General features: G+C 61.0%; 8 protein-coding genes. 3 read left to right on the top strand and 5 right to left on the bottom strand.

Going from position 1 to position 24,069, the window contains the following annotated elements:
• Nucleotides 1-462 precede the first annotated feature (462 nt).
• From MLE43_RS10355 to MLE43_RS10335, 5 genes are all read right to left on the bottom strand, one after another.
• On the bottom strand, nucleotides 463-1,161 hold the full coding sequence (locus MLE43_RS10355; RefSeq protein WP_243303690.1) for a hypothetical protein: 699 nt from the start codon (nucleotides 1,159-1,161) through the stop codon (nucleotides 463-465).
• Nucleotides 1,161-11,081: a hypothetical protein gene (locus tag MLE43_RS10350; protein WP_243303689.1), complete on the bottom strand. Its 9,921-nt coding sequence runs from the start codon at nucleotides 11,079-11,081 to the stop codon at nucleotides 1,161-1,163. Before MLE43_RS10350 ends, MLE43_RS10355 begins: the two co-directional genes overlap by 1 nt.
• A gap of 57 nt (nucleotides 11,082-11,138) precedes the next feature.
• Nucleotides 11,139-11,918, bottom strand: a complete 780-nt coding sequence (locus MLE43_RS10345) for a hypothetical protein (protein WP_243303688.1) — start codon at nucleotides 11,916-11,918, stop codon at nucleotides 11,139-11,141.
• Nucleotides 11,919-12,161: 243 nt separating this feature from the next.
• The gene (locus MLE43_RS10340) at nucleotides 12,162-12,893 is read right to left on the bottom strand and encodes a DUF6765 family protein (RefSeq protein WP_243303687.1); all 732 of its coding nucleotides are present in this window, start codon (nucleotides 12,891-12,893) and stop codon (nucleotides 12,162-12,164) included.
• A gap of 491 nt (nucleotides 12,894-13,384) precedes the next feature.
• A complete protein-coding gene (locus MLE43_RS10335; protein WP_243303686.1) occupies nucleotides 13,385-13,618 on the bottom strand; it encodes a hypothetical protein in 234 nt (77 codons plus the stop codon).
• Between the two features lie 2,241 nt (nucleotides 13,619-15,859).
• On the opposite strand from MLE43_RS10335, the gene MLE43_RS10330 reads away from it, so the two are divergent.
• The 3 genes from MLE43_RS10330 (at nucleotide 15,860) to MLE43_RS10320 (ending at nucleotide 24,020) form a co-directional block, all read left to right on the top strand.
• Complete coding sequence (locus MLE43_RS10330) at nucleotides 15,860-18,811, top strand: PD-(D/E)XK nuclease family protein (protein ID WP_243303685.1); 2,952 nt, start codon at nucleotides 15,860-15,862, stop codon at nucleotides 18,809-18,811.
• 1 nt (nucleotide 18,812) lies between these two features.
• Nucleotides 18,813-21,920, top strand: a complete 3,108-nt coding sequence (locus MLE43_RS10325; RefSeq protein WP_243303684.1) for a UvrD-helicase domain-containing protein — start codon at nucleotides 18,813-18,815, stop codon at nucleotides 21,918-21,920.
• Between the two features lie 123 nt (nucleotides 21,921-22,043).
• Nucleotides 22,044-24,020: a transglycosylase domain-containing protein gene (locus MLE43_RS10320; RefSeq protein WP_420843186.1), complete on the top strand. Its 1,977-nt coding sequence runs from the start codon at nucleotides 22,044-22,046 to the stop codon at nucleotides 24,018-24,020.
• The last annotated feature ends 49 nt before the right edge of the window (nucleotides 24,021-24,069 follow it).

The raw sequence follows: 24,069 nt of genomic DNA, 5'->3' as shown, positions 1-24,069 counted from the left end.
CCGTCCTTGAATCAGTGAGTTCGGGTCCGCCAGGGATCCCCAGGACAGCCTCGGTGACAGGCGCAAACCTCAGGCCAAACCACCATGAGGAACCCCACCGATGACCGGCATTCCCGAGGATGGGGAAAATCCAGAGCGTTCCTGGGGATTGATGCTCGGGAGGCGGTTGGCATGTCAAAGGGTCCTGGGGAGCAGCGAAGGGGGCAACCCAGCCCCCGCACACCGATAAATGGACCTGGCACGCTCCCGGAACGCGGGGTGTCCGTGGAAAGATTTCGACCCATTCCGGTTTTCAAAAGACCGCAGAGATTCAGCGCCTCGCTCGCGCCCGGCCCTGAACCCCCGCGGGGGCGTTCACGACCGGGACAAACGGCAAGGAGAAAGAACTCAGAAAGAGGCCGAGGCCTCTTTCTGAAACTGCCGTTGAAGGGGGGGGGGCTTCTCTCGAACACCGACAGAGGACTACTCGACAGGCCCCTTACCGTAGATATACCGCTTTCGGTAAATCATGAGATTTACGGCCACTCGAACTTCAAGGATGGGGTTCGGATTTTTCTCCAATTTGTCCAAGGGCAGTTTGAAAGTGGCGGTTTCCTTGTCGAAACCGTCCACCCAATCCCACGTCTGCCCTCCGTCCCAGCTAACTTTCGTATCAAGACCGTTATGTTTCTGGTTCATTTTTAGAAATACCACACCCTGACCAGCCTCCTGGAAAGTGATGTTAATGACGGGACCAGGCTGTTGGAAATGTTCCTCACCAATCAGACGACCTTCCTTATAGATTCGATATCCAATACCATTTTCAGTAGTGGGAATATTGGCCCAATAAAGCCGTCCAGGAATGGGGTCAAGACCGGGCACACGAATTACTTTACCCGAAGAAGTAATGTATTCAATTTCAACTTCTCGTTTATTCTTGTAAGGTATATATTTAGATCGTTGATTAGAATTTACTCCATCAAATACAATATCTTGGGGATCTTTTAACCACACATTTAAAATTCTAAGCCGAGGGTTAAATTCCGCCTGGAACACCAGGAATGGAATTTCTTGAGGAGAAGCATCAGCCTGAATTACCGGAGCTCCTGGATCCATGCCTTCTAATGCTTGGATGTTCGGAATGAAAATGCCCGCTATGATAATCAAATTCCATATGCGCATCACTGACCTCCAGGGCTTGGAACAAAAGTTGGGTCCTTTTCATGTTTAAAGAAATTCCTGAAACTATAATCCGATACCCAGTACATCTCATTAATTTTGAGTGTCCCGCTCGGCATGGAAATGGTAGGCCATGCGTACCCCATGAGGTCCCTGAATTTCAGGGGGTCATCATCGGAATCGATGATTTTATCGAAAGTCTCCTGGGTCATCACGCTTCGGCCGATCACACCGATTCGACCATTTTTGTACACTTCCGGAGAGAATCCGCAGAGATTATTCTTCCAATAAGCATCGAAATCATCGATGCTGTTCCAGGGGGCGTGTGAGGATCCATGAGCGTGCCCTAGCTCGTGGAGAGCGTCCGTAGGACGCCCTCCTTGGAGGGCCTTCAACTCCCCGACCGCCAGTGAAAAGTGGCTCTTGATACCATCGAGTTTAAAAGTTATGCCGGCTGTTCCAACACCCTCTGTTGGTCGAACTGAGTCTTGCTTAATGCTATGATTCAGCACTTTGGGCAAGACAGCGCATACGTACTTACCAATGGGATTTATATCGTTCATTAATTGATAATATTTAATATTGCCACCAAATGATGTGAAAAAATCTAGCCCTAGCTGTGTCCAACGCTCCGTGCCATTAAACAAGCTGTAAAGCTTACCTCTGGGATTCCCCGCAAGGTCGTTGTTTGTTTCATCCCAGACGTAATTCAAGGCATTAGCGGGATCCGCCAGGGCCACTGGATCGTTAAGGACTGACAATTTCCCAAATGAAACCGGGAAAAATTCCTTCGCCGCCTTTTCGAATGCGATTCTGTAGGTTTCGTTCAAGGGGGAAGGCTCTGTTCTCAGAATTGAGTTCCCCAGAGCGTCCTTCGTGCCGGTGTCGTAGCGGTAAGCGATGGGAATGAGGTACACGGTCATGGGATTGGAGAGCTGGAACACGAAGGGCTTGTCATAGGTCAGATTCTTCCTCAGTACCTCATCCTTGATGTAGGTCCTATCGGGATCCGGCTCCACATAGAGGTTCAAGGTGAGGCTCGTGCTTCCGCTGTCAGGTAGAGTCTGGTTTTCATCCAGGACAAAGCTGACCAGGCCATTGGCATCAGCTGGCCCGCCAAACACATTCTTCCTCCCTGCCTTGACGAGGAAGTCTTGGTTTAGCAGGTCTTGATTGGCTCCTTTGTAAACCCGAACCTTGACCTTTGAGATGTCACCAAGCCCTTTCAGGTAGATCCTAAAGCGGGTAGGACGGTTCGCCAGTTTTGGGACTTCTGCTTTCCAAGGCATGGTGGTCGCCCAGCCCTGACCTTGTTCCTTTCGACCGTTCGCTTGATCGGTATCGTCGAGATACCGTTCGACGCCTTGGTTGATCGTCGCGAAATCAACTCCCATTTCTTCAGGTCTCGTAAGTCCAAGAACGGACAATGCCGAGAGCCATCCGAGAGCTCCAGAAGCCAAAGGCGCAATCATGGGTTGAACAACCTTGGAACCCGAAGCCAATGTGGCCCCCGCAGGGGTCCCTGCACTGGCCGTCACAATGGGTTTCCCGCCTACAAACACCCCTCCACCCTGTATTAGAGCCAGTTTTGGTCGATCCAGGCCAAAAGCGAGCTTGTCTATAACAGAGAAGGTTCCAGTATCTGGATCGTAGAGCTCAGTTTCCGTCGGATAGCTCCAGATGGTCCCTGTGCCGTCCCAGGTAGCACTGAGATACCCTCCCGCCACCATGACCTGCCCAGTGGGCAAGAGGATGGCAGCGTGTTCACTCCGGGCCCACTTCATTGAGCCGGTAGGCGTGAACGTTCCCGTGGCCGGATCGTAGATCTCGGCCGTGGCGGTGGGATTTGGCAGGAACGTGGAGGTAGAAGCAAGCGTGAAATGATCGGATCCACCGGTGATCAGTATCTTCCCATTGGGGAGCTTGGTCATGGTGTGGCCACTACGCGCCTGCATCATTCCGGTCACCGTAGATAACGCGCTCGGAGACTGAGGATCAAAAATCCGGACCTCATTCAGGACGCAGCTTCTCATGCCGCAGGGATAGGTTTCGTTCACGCTGTAGGTCCTGCTGCCACCTGTGAGGAGGGCCCTTCCATCGTCTAGGGCGACAACGGCCCCACCTTCGCGGGTCTGGAATAACTCCTGATTCGCAATGTTTCCCGTGACGATATCCGTCAGATCAAAGAGGTTCGTCGTGGGATTGAAGAGGTCGAACGGCCAGTAGGTTTGCGCTCCAGAAGGACCTCCGACCATGAGAACTTGGCCGTTGAACAGAGTTGCAGCTTGTCCCGTACTGCCATGCGCACTGCGCATGGAACCTGCCGGATATAACGGATGATCTGGCGGCGTCGGGAGCGCTTCGAATTGGCCCGTAGCCGGGTTGTAGATCTCGCCCCACTTCACGGGCTGTTCTTGAACAAAGGCATTGGGATCCGTCGGCCATTTGAAATACCCCATGCCTCCCGCGATCAACACACGACCGTCGGCAAGGAGGGTGGCCATGTGTCCGGCCCGAGCCTGGATCAGACTACCTGTGGCGGTAAAGGCCTTGGTACCTGGATCGTACAGATAGGCAGTGCCGCGATAACCCTTCGCCGGATCCGTGTCGATCACCCGTGTGTCTTGCCCTCCAACCAGGAGAACCTTCCCGTCTTTGAGGACGGTCACTGAATAACCTTCCAGGTCCAGTTCTGCTGGGACATTGCGCAAACCCTTGACGCTGGATTCAACCACCAGAAGTGCGGACCCTTGCCAAGCTGAGTTAACCTTGCTGGTGGCGACGACAGTGTAAATGCCAGGTTCATGGGCCGTGAAAACACCTTGGTCATCGACAGTAGCTTTTACGGTGCCGCCCGCGACTTGCCAAGTAACACTTTGATCATCGTTCCCCAGCACAGTCGCATGGAGGGATTGATAGGTTCCCGCATCCACCGTCGACATGGCAGGTTCCACGCTGACGCCGAAATTCTGAGGGGAGAAAGTGCCCCCTCCGCCGCTGCCAGGACCCCAGTTTCCACCCCCGCTGGTCGCAACAATGGCTGTGGCCGTGGCGAATCGACTGCTATCCAGTGCGCTGGTGGCCTTGATCGTGAAAGTGCCCACTGCGTTTGGAGCGGTATAGATACCGTTTGCGTCGATACTTCCACCGTTAGCTTCCACCACAGACCAGTTCACTGGTCCCAGACTGGTGCCCGCAGCAAGCTGGTACTGACCTTGGGGAAGCACCCACAACACACTGGGCAGGATCATCAGATCGATGGATTTCACTTCCACCGTGGCGATGGCAGTCTTGGTGAGATCCTTGGAACTGGTGAGCGTAATGGTCACCGTGCCGGGAATCAACGGTGCGGTGAATACGCCACTGGACGTGATGCTGCCCGCACTGGCAGACCAAGTGGGTCGATCATCGGAATAGGTAAGGGCCTGGTATCCAAAGCTGAAGGATTGACCAGTGGTCAGGGCAAGGTAGGACGGAAGGATAATGAGGCTTACGTCATTCACCGTGACCGTGGCAGAAGACGTCTTGGAGGGATCGTCCACTAAAGTTGCCGTCACGATATAGGTTCCCGCCGTGGTAGGTGCCGTGAAGGTACCATCCGCCGCAATGGTGCCGCCATTACATGTCCAGTTGACCTGGTTGGAGGGTGCGTAGATCGAGTATCCGAACTTGAAGGACACCCCAGTGAGCATTGAGACTTGGGCGGGCACCACGGCGATGGCGTAACCCGCCCCAGGAATCGTCAAGGTTCGGGAGATATAACTCTTCCCATCGGTAATCGTCAGGGTGTAGATCGTGGTCCCTATCGGTGTCACGTCATAGGAAGTTTGCCCGGTCACATCCACCTGGAAGCCATTGCTGTCTTGAAGAGTGATCGTGGTCGCGCCGACAGTGGACCATGAAAGCAGCACATGCCCTGGCCCTTGCGGGGATGGGCCACTGGCTAAGCTGAGGACATCGAAGGACGGCGGCGGCAGGGTACCTGCGCTCTTGCTGACCGTGATGGTCGAGGTGGCGGTGAGGGCCGGATTGACCACACTGGCGACGGTCACGGTGTACTTACCTTCCGTCTGCGGGGCCACCCAAGTGGCGCTCGTGGCACCACCGGATATGGAGCCGCCGGAGTAGCTCCAGGTCATGCCGTCCTTGCCCGGGGCGGCCAGAATGGATGCCGTGAAGGCCTGACTCGCACCAGGTGGTAGGGTCACTGAGGTCGGAGTGATGCTCAACGCCGCCACGGTATCCGACACGAGAATCGTCAGGCTGGCCTGATCCGTCATTGGAGCGCCGTAGCTCCCGTAGGTATAGGTGGTCGCTGTGAGCGTGTAGGTCGTGGTCTCGGTGGGGTTCACCGTGATCGACGTGGCCCCCCCGGAGCTCAAGGGGACATAGAAGGATCCCTTCGAATTGGTCGCCACCAGTGACAGCGTGGCCGCGCGGTTCGCGCTGTTGATGGACCAGGTCAATCCCACGGGTTGGAGATTACTTGTCAGCAGCCCTGGGACCGAGGAGGTGAAGGAGAAGATCTTCGGGCCGATCGGGACTAGGGTCGTGAGGGTGCCTATATTCCCCACCGAATCCGTCAACGTGGCTTGGACGCTGACATAGAAGAGTGAGGTCCATGGCACGAGGCTTGAGGCGATGGGAATGCCCGCTCCGCTGGTGGCCGGTCCCAAGTCGGTCCAGGTATAGGGGTCGGTCTGCACCGAAAGGCGGGCGCTCCCCTGCGTGTAGAAAACGGATGCCGACATGCCCGACTGGAAGGGAACCGGATTCGGAGTCACATACAGACTCGCGCCTTGGGTGACATCCACGCTCGCGGTGAGCGAACGAGTTCCCTGCATGCCCGACGCACTGGTGACCGTGAAAGTGAAGGTCGTCGAATGGGTCGGATTGCAGGTGTAGGAGGTCTGATTGGAGACATCCACCGTTTGGGAAGTGTTGGCGATCTGGTCCAGGATCGTCAGCGTCACCGTCGGAGTGGGTGTATTGAAGGCCCAGGCCCCTAGCCAACTCAGGATGACGGCGTCACCGGACGCGAACTGGGTCTTGTTGATGGAGAGGTAGATGATCTGCGGAGGCGCTTCCACCACAGTGATGTTGGTGGTGGCGGAGCGGGCGACGTCCCATTCAGATGTGGCCTGGACGGTATAGACGCCTGGCGTCGAACCCGGGTTGTAAGTCGCGCTCGAATGAGAATAGAGGGGGTTGTCGAGCGTCAGGGACCCGGTATCTCCCGAACCAAGGATGGTCCAGGTGGCGTCATTGGACGGCAGTTGCACGAAGGACACCGAGAGATCGGAGGTGCTCGGGTAGTAGAAATGGGGGACTCCCTCCATGTCCAGACCCTTCGTGAGGTAGACCGTGGAGGCGGTGCTGGTGATCAGACCGGATGTGGTGTCTACGGGGAAGGAGGCCGCGTCGGATTTGGTGGTGTCCGCCGCGCTGGTCGCCCTGATGCTGTAGTTCACCCCCTTGGTTGATTCCTCGGGCACCGTAAACACGGTGCTGGCGCTCGTGGTACTGGAGAAGGCCGTGGCAGGCACCGCCCCTGAGGACCCGCTGATGGCGGTCCAATTCACTGATGTGTTGGTACTGCCACAGACGAGACCCTTAAACGAATTCGCGGTTCCGCTGAGGACATGGGGCTCCGGCCAACCATAGGAGTAGGAGGTCCCGTAATACCCATCCTGGAGATGCGGGACCACGGCCACATCCACCTGAGACGGGGAAACTGTCCCGGAGAAGGCCGCCCAGACGGGGGAGCCACTGTAGCTGACCCCCCCCCCGGTGGAAGGGAACCCATGCACAGTCAGATAGCCGCCCGACAGGGTCATGAATCCATTCGCCTGCTGTTCGAAGACCATACTCACGGATTCGCCGTTGCTGTCGTAGTAGCTCGGGTTGTACTCCTGAAAGGTGCCCTGGAAGGTGCGCCCCATCAGGGTGCCAGTCGCGACCGCATTGTTTGCGCCTGAGTAGGTGTTCACCCCGGTGATCTTGAGGTAAGTGTTTGTCCCGTCCGTGAAGACGCTCACCGGGTAAGTCCGGGGATCGGTGCCTGCATAGGTGGTGGTGCCGGTGTAGACCCCGGCAATCCCGGAGATTGTTGAACCCGTGTCGGCCCCGACCTTCACGGTGTAGGCCTTGGTCGGGTCCGCCTGGCTCGTGGCGGTGACGGTGTAGGTGCCGGGCGTGGCAGGCGGCGTGTAGAGGCCGCTGGTGCTGATAGACCCCCCCGAGCAGGACCAGATCACGGCCTTATTGGGCGTCCCGCCCATGCCGGAAAAGAACTGGAGCGTGGAGCCGATCTTGACGTAGGCGCCGACGGCGGGGTCCACACCGATGATGATGCCGGACGTGCGATTGGCGGCGCCGGTCGGGGAGCTGAAGATCTGGGAGTCGTTCGAGAAGGTCCCGAAGACCGAGTTGGCGATCGAGATGTCGTTCCCATGGAGCGACCCGTTCGTGCCGTTTACCCACACCTTGTGGTAGGTGAGCACGGAGCCGTTGAGCTGGGTTTCGGTGACCGTCCCGAAATCCAGGATCGAGTAGTTGGTGCCAGTGCTGGTGGTGAAGACTCCCGCGAAGTCCGGAATCGCCGTGACAGTGATGGGGCTGCTGGTGACGGACACGCTGCCGCTGGAGTTGGAAGCCTTGGCAGTGAGGGTCGCGGTCGAACCTGCGCTCCCGACCTGGTAGACGGCATACCACTGAGGTGGGAATCCAAATTCCTGATGACCGGTACTGAGGATCGTCCCTCCCGTGATGGACCAGGTCACGGTGTCGCCGTCTCCGCCGTAGTAGGCGATGCGGGTGGTTCCGGTCCAGAGGGTCGTCACACCATTCAGAGACAGTGTGCCGGCCGTGGGCGGCGGCAGGGCAGAGGCGGACGGATAGACCACGACGCTGGCCTCGGCCCACTTCGTGGTGTCTGAGGCGTTGGTGGCCCGCACGATCACGTTGCGGGAGGTCTCCCCGCTGTTGAGGCTGGTGGGGGCGGTATAGAGACCCCTGCTGATGGTTCCGGGGTTCAAGGAACTGCCGTTCGCCATGCGGACGGTCCAGGTGACCGAGGCGGTGGAATTCCACACCTTCGCGGTGAAGGTCTGCTTGCCCCCCGTCAGAACGGAGGCATAGGTGGGTGACACGTCGACGGAACCCGTCGCCCGGACATTGAGGTTGAGGGTGTCGGAGTAATTGGGGTTGATGGCATTGGTGGCCTGGAGGGTGACCGGAGTATCCACGGTCACCGACGCCGGGGGCGTGTAGAGGCCCGTGGGTGAGATGGTCCCTGCAGTCGCGGTCCACACCACACCGCCCCCGCCTTTCACCTCCACATCAAGCTGCACTTGTTGGCCGGGTAGGATGCTGGGCGTGGAAAGTGGATTGAAGATCCGGACCGCGCCCTTGTTCCACACCCGAACCGAAGCCACGGAATACCGCGTCGGATCGACCACACTGCTCGCCTGGATCAGGAAGTCATGATAGGGGTTGGTATAATACCAGCCGCTGCTGGTGTTCATGGACCCCGTTGAGGTAAGCAGGATGGACTGCAGATCGTTCCACACTACCCGCGTGTCCGTCGTCCCCGTCACATTCGCCTTGAACTGGAACGAGTCCCCCTGGATGAACTCATAGCGGTTTGACGGGTCCATCGCCACATTGATAGCGCCAGTGGGCTGGATCGTCACAACCGGTCGATCGAACAAATCAGCTCGCACCCAGTTATAAGGACTCCAGGCGGCGTAGGCGTTGATTGCCGAATATGGATTGGATGACGGGGAAACCGCAGAGTTGGCCTTGAAGGTCGCGGTGCTCCCGGAAAGGGTGTAGGTACCTTGGCCAGAAAGATTGTCCTCGATCCAGGTCGTGGTGGCGGCACTCGCATTCGAGATCGTTGCGCTCAAGGACTGGCTTCCACCAGGTGCGACCGTGGCGACCTTGGGGGACACGGTGATTTTAGGCTTGGCAGTGGCCGCGCGGACGATGACCGGGATGGAAGCCACTCCGGTCGAATCGGCCTTGCTGGTGGCCGTGATCGTGTAGGTGCCGGTGGTCGTGGGCGCCATGTAGAGGCCTGTCGACGAGATCGTGCCACCTGAGCAGGTCCACTGAATTGTGGGGTCCAGGACCCCCGTCACGCTGGCGAAGTATTGCTGGGTGCCTCCGGTCTCGATCGAGACCTGGCCGGGGGTCAGTGTCACCACGGCGGGAGCCGCCACGACCGTCACCGAGGCAGTGGCCGATACTCCCGGCACGGGGCTCGGGGCAGAATTGTAATAATTGGTCAGGGGGGCCACGCGCACGGAGTAGGTCCCCAGTGCGCGAGGAGGCTCAAAGGTGGCCTGGGAAGGGCCTTTGAAGCTGGGGTTGGGGTAAGGGGAAGGGAACTGGATGCTCCCCTGCGTCGCCTCCCATTCCAAGTAGTTTTGGGCCACATCCGAGCCCAGAGGGGTGGCGGTCAAGGCCACGCTCGCACCCAAGGGCACGGTGTTGGTGTTAGGGGTCAGGGTCACCGAAGCAGGCTGGTAGACGGACAGGTAGGTCTCGCCGCTCTGCGTCGGGTCGGCAACACTCGTCGCCATCAGGTAGTACCCGAGCCGCTGGCCCACCGGGGTGCTGGTCGGCGCGGTGAAGAGTCCGCCCGAGGTGATAGATCCTCCGACAGCCGAGCGGCTGGCATTGATGGACCACACTACCCTCGGATCGGCTGTGCCCTTCACCTGGACCTGGGCCTGGTAGGTTCCACCGACCTGCAGGGCCGAGGTTGGCGCGATCACCTGGACCTTAATGGAAACCGGCACGTCTACCGTTGCGACCTTGGTCGGGTCCGCCACGCTGGTGACCGTCAGGGTGTAGTGGCCTGCCGTGGACGGGGCCGTCCACCACACTCGGGTGGAGTTCCCTGAGAGGCTCGGTGTGGAGAAGACACCCCCCGTGCAGGACCAAGCCACCGCCGGATTGGAGGCACCCAGCACCGTGGCATTAAACGAGCACCCGTCCCCGGGGTAGATGGGCAGGTAGAATGGGTCCAGGGTCACCTGGATGGCGACCACCACGGTGGCCGTCGCCGACTTGGTTGGGTCCTGAACGCTCGTGGCGGTGACCGTGTAGGTGCCCGCCGTCGACGGCGCGGTGTAGAGCCCGGAGGTGCTGACGCTGCCCCCCGAGCAGGACCAAGTCACCGCCGTGTTGCTTAGGCCCACCGTGCTAGCCGTGAACTGCTGCGCGGCCCCCGGCGCGAGGGCCGCACTGGTGGGCGACAGGATCACCCCAGGGGTCACGACCGTAATGGTCACGGAGCCGGACTGGGCCGGGTTCTCGGCAGAGGTGTAGGTGATCGTGTAGGTGCCGGGCGTCGCCGGCATGGTGTGAGTGATGGCGCTGACCGAGTAGGTACCGTAGCTGTAGATCTGGGAGGGCGATCCACCACTGTAGGAAGCAGTGCCATCGGAGAAGGACCAGGTTCCGGACAGATCCCCCGAACCGGTCACCGTGGCATACACGTTCACGGATTGGGAGGTCCCCACCGTAGTGGGGCTCGTAGTGATGACTACCCCATCAATCTGGTTCTTCACCACGGTCACGGTGGAGGTTCCGACGTAGCTGGAGTTCGAGACCAGCGTCGCCTTCACCGTGTAGATCCCGGGCGTAATGGGGGCGGTGTAGAGTCCGGTGCTGGTGACGCTTCCGCCCGTGCAGGACCAGGTCACGGCAGTTTTGGTGGTACCGGACACGTTCGAGCTGAACTGCTGGGTGGTACCGATCAGCAAGGTAGTGCTGCTCGGGCTCACCCACACGGAGATGCTTGAGCCCCCTCCCCCTTGAAGGGGAAGGAGGGCCGTGACCAACAGAAGCAGCCCCATCAGGGGCGAGGCCCAGCGGGGCAATGAACGAAGAAGGGTCCGGGTGAAGGGCATCACGGCTCCAGGCAAATCAGGTGCTAGAAGGAGGCGTCAATAAGAGCCGGACGCGGGTCAGCGGCCGGATGGATCCTTCCTGAGCACGATCTGGTACGGGGGATAGATCCCCGCCTTGATATAGGCATTCTGGAGTTCCCGACGGGCCTCCACCTTCGGGTCGATCCTTCCCTCGCCTGGACGGTCGGAAGTCAAGATCGGCTGGAACGAGGGAGACGGGATGTAGTCCTTGCCGACTTCCGGTGCCCGGCGCTTGCCGGGCTTCAGGAAGAGGTTCTCCTTGAGGTCGGCATCCCAAGCCAGCATCCCCTTGTGGTCGATCAGCTGAAGTCGCGTGATCCCGCCGTCCGTCGGGAGAATGGCCTCCACCACCATGCCGTCCGGCACACGCACGGCTCCCCACGCCCAGGTACGGTCGAGGCCCAGCACCACCCGGGTGGGGAAGTTCTGAACCCTGCCATTGCTGAAGGTGGCCCTCACATAGACCTCTTCTGTAACGAGGCTCGAATCCATTCGGCTCTCCCCCGACACGAAGGCGAGATCCGACTGGCCTCGGTCCAAGGTCCAGGTGAGCGCCATCTCCCCATGTAATGGCCGGTGGAACACTCCGCTACGCTCCTGGGCTGACAGTTCCATCGCGCCGTGGGGCCAGAGCCAGGCGCTGCCATCCGGGCGGAATCCATGGGGGATGGCTGGCGTCGAAGGTGCAGGCCGTTCTTGGGCCGCTGCACCAACCCCAGAGTTTGCAACTAGAAAAAGGGCAACCAGAAGCGCACGGCCATGCCCCATCTCGGACTGCGTCCTCATGATTCCTGGATCGAGGGCGGCCTTCAGCATATGGATCCTTTCGTGGATCGAAGTTGTCAGAACCCTAGAGCGCAACCGAACATCATTTCGTAGGAACCCCAAATCCAATGGTCCGGTTTTCCATCTCGGTCATCGTCGAAACAGGGAAAACACACATGAGCCACTCCAAGCCTCAAATGAAGATGGTGGTCACCATCCGCACACAAACGATTCCCTGCAAGTAGCTGCGGGAAGACTTAGGACCAATTTATAGGCAGCTCGGATGGTCATTTATTACCCTCGAGTTGAATTTGGGATCAAAGGTAATTCAACTAAGCCAAAACGACCTAGGTTTCCCCCCGAACGGTCGTTTTTCATCGCCGAGCGGTCAGAAGGGTCTCTGTCGACGAGTTCCCACGATAAGTACGGCTGATCAGGCAGGGTCAATGCCATCCCATGCCCGAGAGGCAAGCCCTTGGCGATTCCCGATTGAATGCTATTCATAGCCTCATCAAGGCCCTTCCCAGTTGTATGAAGGCTTTTGACCTCGTTGATGGGGTGCTTCAAACCCACGAAGCCACGGTGCGCCCAGGTATCTGCATATACATGGGCCGAGATCCCAAGGCGGTGGAGCGCATTGGGCTTTTCCTTAGCGGCCAAACAGGCCGAACACATTGCAGATGCAACGGGGCTATCTGTCGTGCAGACAAGGCGTCGAATCGTCTCTAGATCCTGCCCTTCGCCAGTCTTGAGTCCATAGTTCCCTGGAAGGAAATGGAAACAAAGCCAGACCTCTACGTTGGACTTGTTTTTCAGATTGCTGAAGAACTTCTTTGAGGTAGGAAGGACCGGGTGTGCCGATGCAATTCGATCAAATGTCTTCCCATTGGTGAAGGTAATGGTCCCTTGCGCTGTTGCATCATCTACGTATTGAGCCGAATGAGCGATCGTGGTCGCCTCACCATGTGGGAAACCTGCCAGTCGAGCTAGAACGTACGTGGCCGTGTGGTGGAAGTCGATCTGCATGGTGACCTCGGGATAGAACAGCTGGTTGGCTCTGGGGCGAGAGAAGAACCGTCTCGATGGCGACACCATGCCTCACCAATAGGTTTTCGATCTAGAAAACGGCTCACCGGTCATTTTTGACCTCTGAACGGGCCTATGCAGCCCCACCTATCGACCACACATCACGTGCATTAGAGAGCAGAGGAGAAGTTTCCCACTTTCTTGGTTCTCATCAGTCCTTGGGTTTGGTCTTCTCGCCAATCACCAGTCACACCGCCCTCCCTGCCGCTTCGCCCCCAGATCGCCTGGAGGGCCTGACTGAGCTGGACCTGCTCGGCATCCTCGGCCTGAGTATCAACCTGGAGGATCTCCCCCTGCTGGAGCTGAGGTAGGAGCTGTCTGAGGTCCTGGATGTCCCGCTTACTCATCGAAGCACCGCTGGACTGCCCAGGAGCTTCGGAGATCGTGAACCCCTTCCCCGTATCGAGTACCGTACCCTCGCGGTCACGCTTCTATTCTTCTTTCAGGAATGATTCCCGAGAATCGTAGGGGGGGTTGCTTTCGAGCCAACGTTGACCCTCGGTTGGATCCTCTTTGAGGGCACGCTCGATTGCGAGCGTCTCCCGGTACTCAGCTGCTTCAGCGGCCATCGTCCACTGGGCTGTGATCCCGAGGTATTTGAGTTCGCCCTTGATGATTGCGACTGGAACTCGGAAGAACTCCTTCCGAGGATTCACCTTGTTCATGGGAACAATGGCCGGTCCTCGTTATTCTCGTCTAATTCAATTACGCGTCGCCTAGGCGGTGACCGCGGATTTCATCCCTTGGGAGTCATGGCCTTGTTCAAAGAGCCCGGGATTGTCCCAGCCGGTCCACAGCGCAAGGCCCGAGCCAGGCACCGGGTCCTGCTTCCGACCATCTTCATTGTCGCATGCACGCTTGCACTGGTTGCTTTCTTGTGGGGCCGTCCACTCCAAGAATGCTATCTCCCACTCACCGGAGCCTCCGCCTCAGCCAATCTCCTGAGCGCAATCGCAATATTCGCCAGAGCCATTGAAAGGCCCAGAGAGGCCCGTGGCTGGCGTCTGCTGGGCTCCTCGCTAGTTGTGCTGACGGCCGGCAACCTCATTGCTGGCCTTTCCTACCGATTCCCCATCCTCCTACCAGTAAAGATGTTAGGGCCCATGGTTCTTGGCGTCATCAGCCTGGGGCTTGCCGCTGCCGGTTTAATGCTCTTCCCTTGGCATTCTACGGGCCTTCGCCTAAGAGCCCGCAACATCCCAGGTAGTTTTCTGTTTGTAGGATCAATGCTGGTGATCCTACTGCCTTTCACCGATTGGAGTGCGAAATTCGGTTCGCACAATGTGGTCAATCTGGCTCTGGTAGCAGCTTGTGCGCGATTGACCCTGCTGGGGGGCATCACTCTGATGTTCCTGGAGCAGGATCCCCGTCGGATCCGTGGCGTACTTGGTTTCGTCCTGGTCAATGTGATGCTAGGAGCAGTGTTTATATCTCTCATTCAACACTTTCTGGTTCAAGGCTGGGCGCCTGCCCTACCTACCGTCAAATTCCTGGTGGAAGGCGATGGTGGGACGTTGGGGGTCCAGAATAGCCCAGGGAGAGGTTGTAGGTTTCTAATCAGCTACCCCCAGGCGCAGGTCTAAGCCGTTTTGAATCCTGTGCAGTACCGAAGCCTTCGAAGGGGCATCTAGCCCACACCGTGAATGCCCTTCCTTAGGGGATTTTCTGAACGGATCCTACAAGTTTGCCGCCACCGAAATGCCTGCAAACCTGGAGTGTCTCGCGATAGCCTCAAGTATTTTTCGTCGAGTTTCCATCAATACTTTCGTGAATAGCGTACCCCGGCTAACGCCTTGGCCGAGGTGTATTGGATCGGATTTGCTTGGGATTATTGGGATCCGAGCAAGAAGCCCTCAACTGAAGGTGGACAAGGGCGCTGCCTGGATATCGGGCCTCTTCGGGGCTGGCGTCGGGGCGATTCTGGCGAATGCCGCAACAGATCCTGGGAAAGCCCGGCGATAGGAATCCCCACGTCGTTAGAGGTGGCCACTTGACAGAGTTACAGAAATAGTCGCGTAATTCATTGTATCCAAGGTGTTCATCGCCTTGGGACAACCCTCCTTTGCCGGTTAGCCCGGCCCTCCGGAGACAACTATGATTGACCGCGCCGAAAGGCCGGGCGTCCAAGCCGAAAGGGCTTGTGGAACCCCGGTGCAACCGATGCTCTTCACCCTCAGAGAACTTGGCCTCACTGATCCGTGGGCCGACTTCCTGGATGATCTTCGCCCTGGAAAGGTCGACACACCACCAGCCGCATAGAATGGCCACCCAGATCGAGGGAATGGCTCGACATCGCAATCCACCTCGAAAGCAGCGCCATGAACAGCCCTGATGATGGGGTTCGTCCAATTCCCTGTATTCCCTGCTCTGACCTCGAAATTCCCTGCTCCGATGTTTAGGGAATTCAGACTTTCAAGGCCCGGAAATACAGGCTGGGATTCGCTTACTCGTTTCCGTTCCTCGGTCCGTTGCCCTTGAAATGAGAGAAATCCCTGCAGAATTCCCTGAAACGGGAATTTTCTGGCCGACAGTCAGTCCGCAGGATTCACTGCACTACCAGAAAAGAGCCTAGAGAAATCTAGGCTCTACTTGTATAAAGACGGCTCAACACACCTTCAAGTGGACTGAACGCTCCAAAAAACGCTCCAATTTGAGGGCATTTTGGGGAGCGTTTTCTCAATTGATGGCGAGGTCGCTTGGCCTGTCCAGCACCAGGGCCCGCTGGGGTCGGACGGCTGACGGCAGCCGCAGGCCGATCTGCCCAGTGGCCTGGTCGTATCGCCAAGGTTGACCTCCTCGGCTGGTCCATTCGCGGAGCGAGGGGCCTCAAGGAATCCACGGACAATTTCTGTCCAAACCGGTGTGGCAGGATGATCTGGAACCAAGTCTGTCCTTGAGATGCCTGCATGAGCTACGACCCCTTTGATGGCGTGCTACTGAACGACCCCCGACCGCCTGTGTCGGGTGCCGTCAGCCTCATGCTGCATCTGCGGGTGGCGCGAAGACTGGCCAAGGCCCAGGGACGCACAGCAGGTCCCAGCCTGGAGGCGCTGAAGGCACGCGCCCAGGCCTGCCGGGAGCTGCTGGCGCAAGGCCTACTTCCAGCCACCCTGCGCGAATTACAGAAGCATGGGCTGGACCTGGGGCTTCCCAAGGCCGCCCACAGCTTGGCCAGCGTGCTCGCCCACCTGGAGGCCTACCTCAAGGAGGTCGAAGCGGGCGGCTACCTGGAGCCGGACCTGGCCCTCTGGCTGGCCGTGGACCTGGAATTGGCCGGAAAGCGGGGGCTCTGGATTGAGCGGACCGAGGCCGATGGACCGCTGGAGGCCGGACTCCGTGATCTGGTGCCCTCCCGCCTACGGGCCCTGGCCTGCGTGCCGGGACTGGGTGGCGCCACCTTCAGGTTGGCTGCGCAGAAAGGAGGCGAGTCCTCTGGCCTCTTCGGCAGCGCCCAGCCCTTGGTGGCGTGGTTCCTTGATGGGCTCGAAGCCCATGGCGAAAGCCTCCCCAATGACCTCGACCTTTCTGAACCGGAGGGCTGGGGATCAGCCCCCTGGTCGCCGGCGCTGGAATCCCTGTTCGAGGGACCCCTTGATCTGAAGGACCATGCGGACACCTTCCAGCGGGGCCTCGTCGAGGGTCCCCTCGACCTGCTGCGCCATGCCATTGAACAGGTCTGCGTCTGGCTGGACGCTGGGATCCCTCCTTCTGAGATCACCCTCATCCATCCCGAGCCTCAGACCGTGGCGGCCTTCCTCTCGCCCCTGCTGGCAGAAGAAGGCGTGGCGCTCCACGTGCGCGGCGGCCTGCTGCCCCTCCTCGCCAGCGAAGCCTGGAGCCCGCTCTGGACCCTCCTCATGGGCGTGCAACGGCTGGACCCCTGCGCCGTGTCCGCCGGGCTCCGAGCCTCGAGGCGCGACGACCTGCGCCACTGGGCGGACGCGTTGGCTCTGGCTGACCAGAGCGGAACGCTCGCGTTCGAAGGCAGCTTCATGCACCTGCGGGACCGCGTGAAGGACTACGCCCAAGGCATCTGGCAGGAACTGGCCGCGCTGCGTAGCACCACCCAGACGGCCCACCGGTGGGCCGAGCGCCTGGAATCCCTGGCCACCACGCTGCGGCTGCCCATGGATCCCGACGATTTCTACTCACCGCTTGGCCTGCTCAAGGAGGCCTGGAGCAATGAGTCCTGGACCTTCGCCGACATGCTCCTGGCGCTGGAAGCCTTTCTCGATGCGGCGCGAAGCAGCGAGATCCCACGAGCCGTCGAGGGCCTGCGCCTGGTGACCCCCGGCACGATCCTCGACGACTGGAACGGCGCCCGCGCCACCCTGATCCTCGACCTCTCCGAAGGGGCCTGGCCAAGCCGTCCCGCCGAGAACCCCGACCTGGACGGCGACCGTAAGGCCGCCATCAACAAGGCGCTGCTCGCATGGAGTCAGGCGGAACCGACGGCCACCTTCCCCCCTGCCCTGCAGCGGTTCTGGCTACCTCGCAGCGAGCATGGCGATCAGATTCCACGTGCCTTCCAGCAGGAGGCCTACGCCTTCAACAAGGTGCTGGCCATGACCCGAGAGCGCCTGGTGGTGCTCAGTCCCGCCCAGGATGAGGATGGCCGCACGACCTCCCAGGGACCCTTCTGGACAGCACTGGAAGGCGCGGCCCCGTGGCGTCCTGAAGCGGTGCTGCACAGCCGCTTACGCTGGCGCTGGGAAGGCCACGATCAGTCACCTCAACACCAGGCACGGGCCACCGCCGCCCAGGCCTGCACAGCCAGCGATGCGCTGCTGGCGGAGGCGCCCGACTTCGACCGTGCACCGGGGCTCCGCGCCGCCTGGCTCAAGGGACAGGACAGCGCCAGTCCCACGGCGCTCGAGGGCCTCGCCAAGTGCCCCTTCCGCTCACTCGCCGAGCGGGTGTGGGGCCTGCAGACCTTCGATGCGCGCACCCGGATGTCCATGGCTGTGGGCATCCTCGTCCACCACATTTTGGAAGAGGCCCTGATGCCCTTCGTGGGAATGGAGGACTGGCCTGCCGCCTTCCAGACGGCACTGGGCCTGGGTCCGGAGGCCGGAGCCGATGACCTCATTCCCCATCTGCAATCCCTTTGGCAGGACCACCAGGACCTGTGGCTGAAGGAACTGGACCGACACATCCCGCAGGAGCAGTGGCCCCAGGCCGTACTCCGTCTGGAATCACTTCTGCCAAATCTTGCCGCAGGCCTGATGCGGGATGTCCAGGCGGAAGTCCCAGACAAGGGGGAAATCGGGTTGCTCGATCCAGCGCGTCAATCCGCTCCGAAGACTAAGAAGGCTGCGGCGCCCCCGCCCGAAAGGTGGCGCCGAACCCTCTTGGCCCTTGAGGGCAGCCTGGGACCAGTCAACCTGGACCTGGGCGGCGGTCAGGTACTCGCGGTCAGCGGCAAGGTGGATCGCATTGAGCGCTGGACCAGTGACGGCCTCTCCTTCCTGCGCGTGGTGGACTACAAAACCTCGAAGGAGACCTACCTCAAGGCCTACGCCGAGGACGAGGCACCCTTCTCGTCGCACCTCCAGACCCCGCTCTACATGCTCCTCGCGGAGCAGGTCTACCCGGGCGAACGGGCCACGGCGGTACTGTTTCCCCTGAAGGAGGATGAGCCAAGGCCCTTCACCAAGCACTTGGCCACCCTTGCCGAAGCGGGACCCGAAGGGTTCTGGCGCGAGAAGCTGCTGACGAACCTTGCCCGCTTCGATGCGCGGCTGGAGTCGGGAGATTTCCCACCCACGCCTGGCGAGCACTGCAGCCAGTGCCAGTTGGCGGCCCTCTGCGGACGCCCCGTCGATGTGACCGTCGAGACCGATGGGGAGGGGGACTGACATGCGTACCCTCGACCTGAGCGATCCCCGCATCCTCGACCAGTCGCTGGTGGTGAGTGCCAGCGCGGGATCCGGCAAGACCTTCACCCTCACGGTGCTGGTGACTGCCAGGCTGGGGCGCGGCGACATCCGCCCTTGGGAGGTCCTGGCCACCACCTTCAGCGAGACTTCGGCGGCGGACCTGCGCGAGCGGCTACTCCGCCCCCTGGACCTGCTGTCGGCCTTGGATGAGGCCGCGTGGCAGCAACTGCTGCCCCACCTCGAGGCACCCGTGGCCAAGGACCTCGAAGCCATTCTCAAGGACCTGCCCGCCATCCAGCACCTGAAGAAGTCTGCCGGGGAGGTGGCCCAAGCCGCCGCCCACTGGGTGAGTGCGCCCTGGATTGCGTCCCCTGCGAAGGCCCGCGCCTTCTGGCGCCGCGTACGACGGGAAGCCGAACTGCTGCAGGTGTCCACCATCCACAGCCTGGCCATGCGCGTGCTGAGCAAGGGTGAGGGCAGCAACGACACCATCCTCGATGTGCGTCATCCCTCCCTGCTGCGGCTGCTGCGGCTGACGGTGCGCGAGTCACTGACCCTGCCCTCCGGTCATCCCGATGAGGTGCCCGCCCGGTTGCTGCTGGCCTGGGCCGAGCAGAACTGGGAGGCGCTGTCCCAGGGCTTCGACAACCACCTGGACGCCCTTGGGCACCTGATGGGTGAGGACCCCAGCCACCACCGCAACGCCCTGACCCATGCCCTATCCGAGGCTCGGGCCGCACTGGCACCCTTCGCGGCGGATGAAGAGCTGGCCAAGCGCCCCAGCGGCAAGGGCCTCCACAACTTCAAGAAGGAGAACCTCCTCCCGGTCCCCCTCGACAACGCCGATCTTCAGGCGAACCTCCGCTGGGCCCAAGCCCAGAGCGGGCGCGTGTCGAACCCGCCCCCTGCCTACTACTCCGACGCCTTCTGTGACGCGATGGCAACCCTCAAGCCGGTGGCCACCGCGCTGGAAGCCTGGCTGCGCTGCCTGCTGGTGAACGCGCTGCAGCGCTTCGAAGGGGAGAAGCAGGCCCAGGCACTGGCCACCTTCGGGGACTTGGTTCGCAAGGCCTTGGACAACCTCCTAACCCACGGCCTGGAGACGCCCGCACCCAAGCTGCTGTTGGTGGACGAGTACCAGGACACTTCCAAAGTTCAGGATGCCTTCCTAGAGGCCCTCGGTGCCGAGCGCATGGTGCGCGTGGGCGATGTGAAGCAGGCCATCTACGGCTTCCGCGGCGGTGATCCCGACCTGCTGCGGGATCGGCTGGCCGCAGCGGGTGAGGGTGCCTTTCGCCTCGCGTCCAACTTCCGTTCCACGCCCGAGATCGTGGCCCTGGCCAATACCTATGTGGACCAGGTCTGGCCGCTGCTGGATCCCACGGTCGGCGATCTCGACGGTGCCCAGGTACCTGTTGTGGCATCGGGGCCTCCGTTGGGGCTGGTCCGCACGCCTGCGCCCTCAACTTCGGGCGATCTTCCGGCCTTGGCGGATTGGATCTCGGGCCTCTCCCGGGAGGCCGGCTGGACTGAGTCCCTCGGCGTTCTCCCGAAGACCGGCAGCCGTACCCGGGCGCTCCTGCTCAAGCAGCGCACGCGCCTGCCAGGCCTCCTCCAGCGCCTCAAGGCCCAGGGCATCCAGCCCTACGTGGTGGCCAAGGAGGGTTTCTGGGACAGTCCCGGCGTACGGCTCATCCTGGCGGCCCTGGAGGCCGTGGCGCACCCCGAGCGACCCATCCCCTGTGCGGCCTTGCTGCGCCAAGTCGCAGGCCTGACCGATGCCGAGCTGGCGGCGCTGGCCCGAGGCAGCGAAGGCCGTCACGGACTGCCTGGCCTGGGTCAACTCGATCCTGAGCGCCTGCCGGAAGCACATCGAGACGCTGCCCAATTCCTCGTCGACCTGCGGCAGGCCTCCACGCAGACCATCGCAGGTCGCCTGCTGCGCCACGGCGCCCTGCTCCAGGCCATCGCGGCCCTGGAGGTGCATGGTGCGCTGGAACCCCTGCGGGCCCGGCGCAACCTGGCCGGACTGCTCGCCAAGTTGCAGGACCTGCCCGCCAGCCCTTCCGTGGCCTACGCTCTGCTGGATGACGAGCGGAATGGCCTGGAGCGGGGTGACCTGCCCGCCTCTGTCGAAGACGCAGACCTGCTCATCCAGACGGCTCACGGCAGCAAGGGGCTGGAGTATGACGATGTCATCCTTCCCTTGCTGAATACCGATCCGCGCCGATTCCGAAAGGGCGACCTGCGCACCTGGACCGAATCAGGCGAACTGCTGTTCGCCTGGAAGCTGGGAAACCACACCGGGCGCGCCTATGACGACCTCAAGCCCCTGGTGGAGTCCAAGCAGAAGCGCGACGAACTGAACCTGCTCTACGTGGCCCTCACCCGGGCCAAGGGGCGCCTCTGCGTGCTGCTCCAGGAGCCCAAGGATCCCAAGGAGCCCAAGCCCCCCAGTGAGTTCAAGACCTGGGCGAAGTGGGGCCAGGTCCTGGCCAGCGCCCACCCGGACTGGATAGCACTGACAGATGCACCGAGGCCGGTACCCCTGCCCTCACGCGTCACCCTCACGCCGAAGCCACCGCCTGCGAGAACAGCCCTGGCCGACACCACCCTGCCTGCCGACGCCCATGACGACCTTCCCGGCGACACCCGCAGCAAGGCCCGCCAGGAGGGAGAAGCCATGCATGCCTTCCTCCGAGACCTCCTGGTGCGCTGGGAGGTTCCGGAGGCCTTCCAGGCCTGCCTCGACAGCGCCCCGCCTGTGGCCCACGCCCGCGAGAACGCCCTGCGATTCCTGGAGCTATTCGAGGCCAAGGGCTGGCGCCATCTCCGCCGCCGCACGGAATTGCCCCTCGCGGGCGCAGCCAGCAGTGGCGGCCTCGGACGCGCCGACCTCGTCGTCTGGGGGGAGGACGGCATCCACCTCCTGGACTTCAAGCACTCCAGAACCTTCGGGGAGGAGGAACTTGCGACCTACCGGGATCAGCTCCGCCGGTACTCCGCAGTACTGGCTGAACGGGAGAATATGCCCGTGACCTCCTGGCTTGTACCCCTTCGTAGCATTGCCTGGATCCATCTGGAATGACCAACCCCGCTGCCAGGGCGTCATCACCGGGATAGCGCGGGCTCAAATCCCGTTAGCCCTACGTTGTTCAACGCCATGGGAAGACTGATGATGATGTGAGCAGGTGACTCATCGGATGAAGGAATGATTCTGACCTTGGCCCATTTGAAACAACCCCACCGAGGTCGTTGGAGTCGTCCGGTGCTTCTGGTGTTGGGTCTTGTTCAGGGCCTGGCAGCCTTGGGGCAACCGGCCCAGAACAACGTCGCGACCTTCCCCCCTCTGCCGGCCGGGATCACTTCCGTCACGGTTCTGGACAGCCACGGCCGGTACGTGGGCCGTATTCCGCCCCAGAACCGCTACTGGGTCTCTCTTGAGCGGATTCCCAGCTTCCTCCAGCAAGCGTTGTTGGCTGTGGAGGATGCCAGGTTCTACGAGCACGGCGGCATCGATTACCGGAGCATCGCCCGGGCTGCGGTCAAAGATGTGCTCAAAGGGAAAATGGCTGAAGGCGGCTCGACCATCACCCAACAGCTGATCAAGAACAAGTACCTGACCTCGGCCCGGACCCTGGACCGGAAACTCGAGGAAGCCAAGCTGGCCCTGGAATTCGAGAAGCGGTACACCAAGCCCCAGATCCTGGAGATGTACTTCAATGAGATCTATTTCGGGAACGGCGCCCAGGGCATCGCTCAGGCGGCCCGCCTCTACTTCGACAAGAGCCCGGAAGAACTGACCGAGGGCGAGTGCATTCTCCTGGCGGGTGTGCCGAAGAACCCAGGCCGCTACAATCCCTTCGGCAAGCCGGTGGAGGTGGCGGGACGGAGGGATGTCGTCCTGAAGCGCATGGAGGATCTCCGGCTCATCTCGTCCCAGCGGAAACGGGCGCTCCAGGCCCACGGCGCCGCCACGCGTCCCTTGGGGCAGGCCCCGCAGTACCTGGCACAAATTCGGGCGCAATTGGTCGGGCGCCTGGGAGCCGAGGTGGTTGAACAAGGCGGTCTGGAGGTGATCGCCGCCCTCGACCTGGACCTGCAACGCCAAGCTGAACGAACCCTGCGGGATGGCGTCAGACGCCTCTCTCCTGGGCTGCAGGGCGCTCTGGTCTGTCTGGATCCCACCACAGGCGATGTCCTTGCCGCTGTCGGGGACGTGGATGGGGTCCAGAACGCCATCAACCGGGCCTTCATCTCCAAGCGTCAGCCCGGCTCGGCGATCAAGCCCCTCATCTACGCCGCGGCCCTGGAGAAGGGCGTCACGGCAGCGAGCCTCTGGAGTGATGAACCCGTGGCCTACGATGCCGGGAAGGGTCAGGTCTGGACACCCCAGAACTATGGCCGCGAACGCTTTGGTGAACTCTCCCTCAGGCAGGCCTTGGCTCACTCCGACAACATCATCACGGTCAAGGTGCTGGAGGCCGTCGGAGTGCCGGCCTTTGTGGATCTCGCCGGGAAGATGGGCCTCTCGCTGCATGCCCAGAACGGCCTCTCGCTGGCGCTGGGAACGGATGAAGTCACCCTGAAGGACCTGGCCCAGGCCTACACCCCGCTGGCCACCGGAGGCATGAAGGCCGAAGCCCGGACCATCCTCCGGATCTATGACCGCAAACGCCAGACCTGGATCGAGAACCCTCCGGTCCTCTCCCAGGTGCTGTCGCCAGCAGCTTCCTTCATTACCACGCAGATGCTGAAGGATGTCCTGATCTATGGCACCGCCAAGTCCCTTCGCCCGTTCAGCCAGGCTCATCCTTCCGCTGGGAAGACGGGTACCACGGACAACTATGTGGACGCCTGGTTCGTCGGCTATACCCCGAACCTGGTCACGGGCATCTGGATCGGGCACGACCAGCCCAAGTCGGGCGGGAAAGGGTTCACGGGAGGGGCTGTCGCAGCCCCCATCTGGGAGCGGTTCATGAGCAAGGTCGTCACCTCGCGGCCCGAGATGGATTTCTCCAGGCCTGAGACCGTCCTGACCCTCAAGATCGACCCCACCACGGGGCTCCTGGCCCGGGAAGAATGCCCTCAACAGCAGGACGAGTTCTTCATCTCCGGTACCGAGCCGACGGAATACTGCACGACCCATGGAGCATTGCCGCCACTGCCCGTGGAGGAAGGGCACTGATCTTCGACGTCCTCCCCATGGATCTTGGCCATGGGTGATGGAGTCTCCC

It is taken from the genome of Geothrix oryzisoli, from assembly GCF_022808865.1.
Lineage (GTDB): Bacteria > Acidobacteriota > Holophagae > Holophagales > Holophagaceae > Geothrix > Geothrix oryzisoli.
The sequence above is the reverse complement of the archived record's forward strand: the minus strand, read 5'-3'. Positions and strand labels throughout refer to the sequence as shown.

Excerpts from the sequence above, each read along its gene's own strand:
- MLE43_RS10355 (WP_243303690.1), bottom strand. The coding sequence starts at position 1,161 with ATGCGCATATGGAATTTGATTATCATAGCGGGCATTTTCATTCCGAAC.
- MLE43_RS10350 (WP_243303689.1), bottom strand. The coding sequence starts at position 11,081 with ATGCCCTTCACCCGGACCCTTCTTCGTTCATTGCCCCGCTGGGCCTCG.
- MLE43_RS10345 (WP_243303688.1), bottom strand. The coding sequence starts at position 11,918 with ATGCTGAAGGCCGCCCTCGATCCAGGAATCATGAGGACGCAGTCCGAG.
- MLE43_RS10340 (WP_243303687.1), bottom strand. The coding sequence starts at position 12,893 with ATGCAGATCGACTTCCACCACACGGCCACGTACGTTCTAGCTCGACTG.
- MLE43_RS10335 (WP_243303686.1), bottom strand. The coding sequence starts at position 13,618 with ATGAACAAGGTGAATCCTCGGAAGGAGTTCTTCCGAGTTCCAGTCGCA.
- MLE43_RS10330 (WP_243303685.1), top strand. The coding sequence starts at position 15,860 with ATGAGCTACGACCCCTTTGATGGCGTGCTACTGAACGACCCCCGACCG.
- MLE43_RS10325 (WP_243303684.1), top strand. The coding sequence starts at position 18,813 with ATGCGTACCCTCGACCTGAGCGATCCCCGCATCCTCGACCAGTCGCTG.
- MLE43_RS10320 (WP_420843186.1), top strand. The coding sequence starts at position 22,044 with ATGATTCTGACCTTGGCCCATTTGAAACAACCCCACCGAGGTCGTTGG.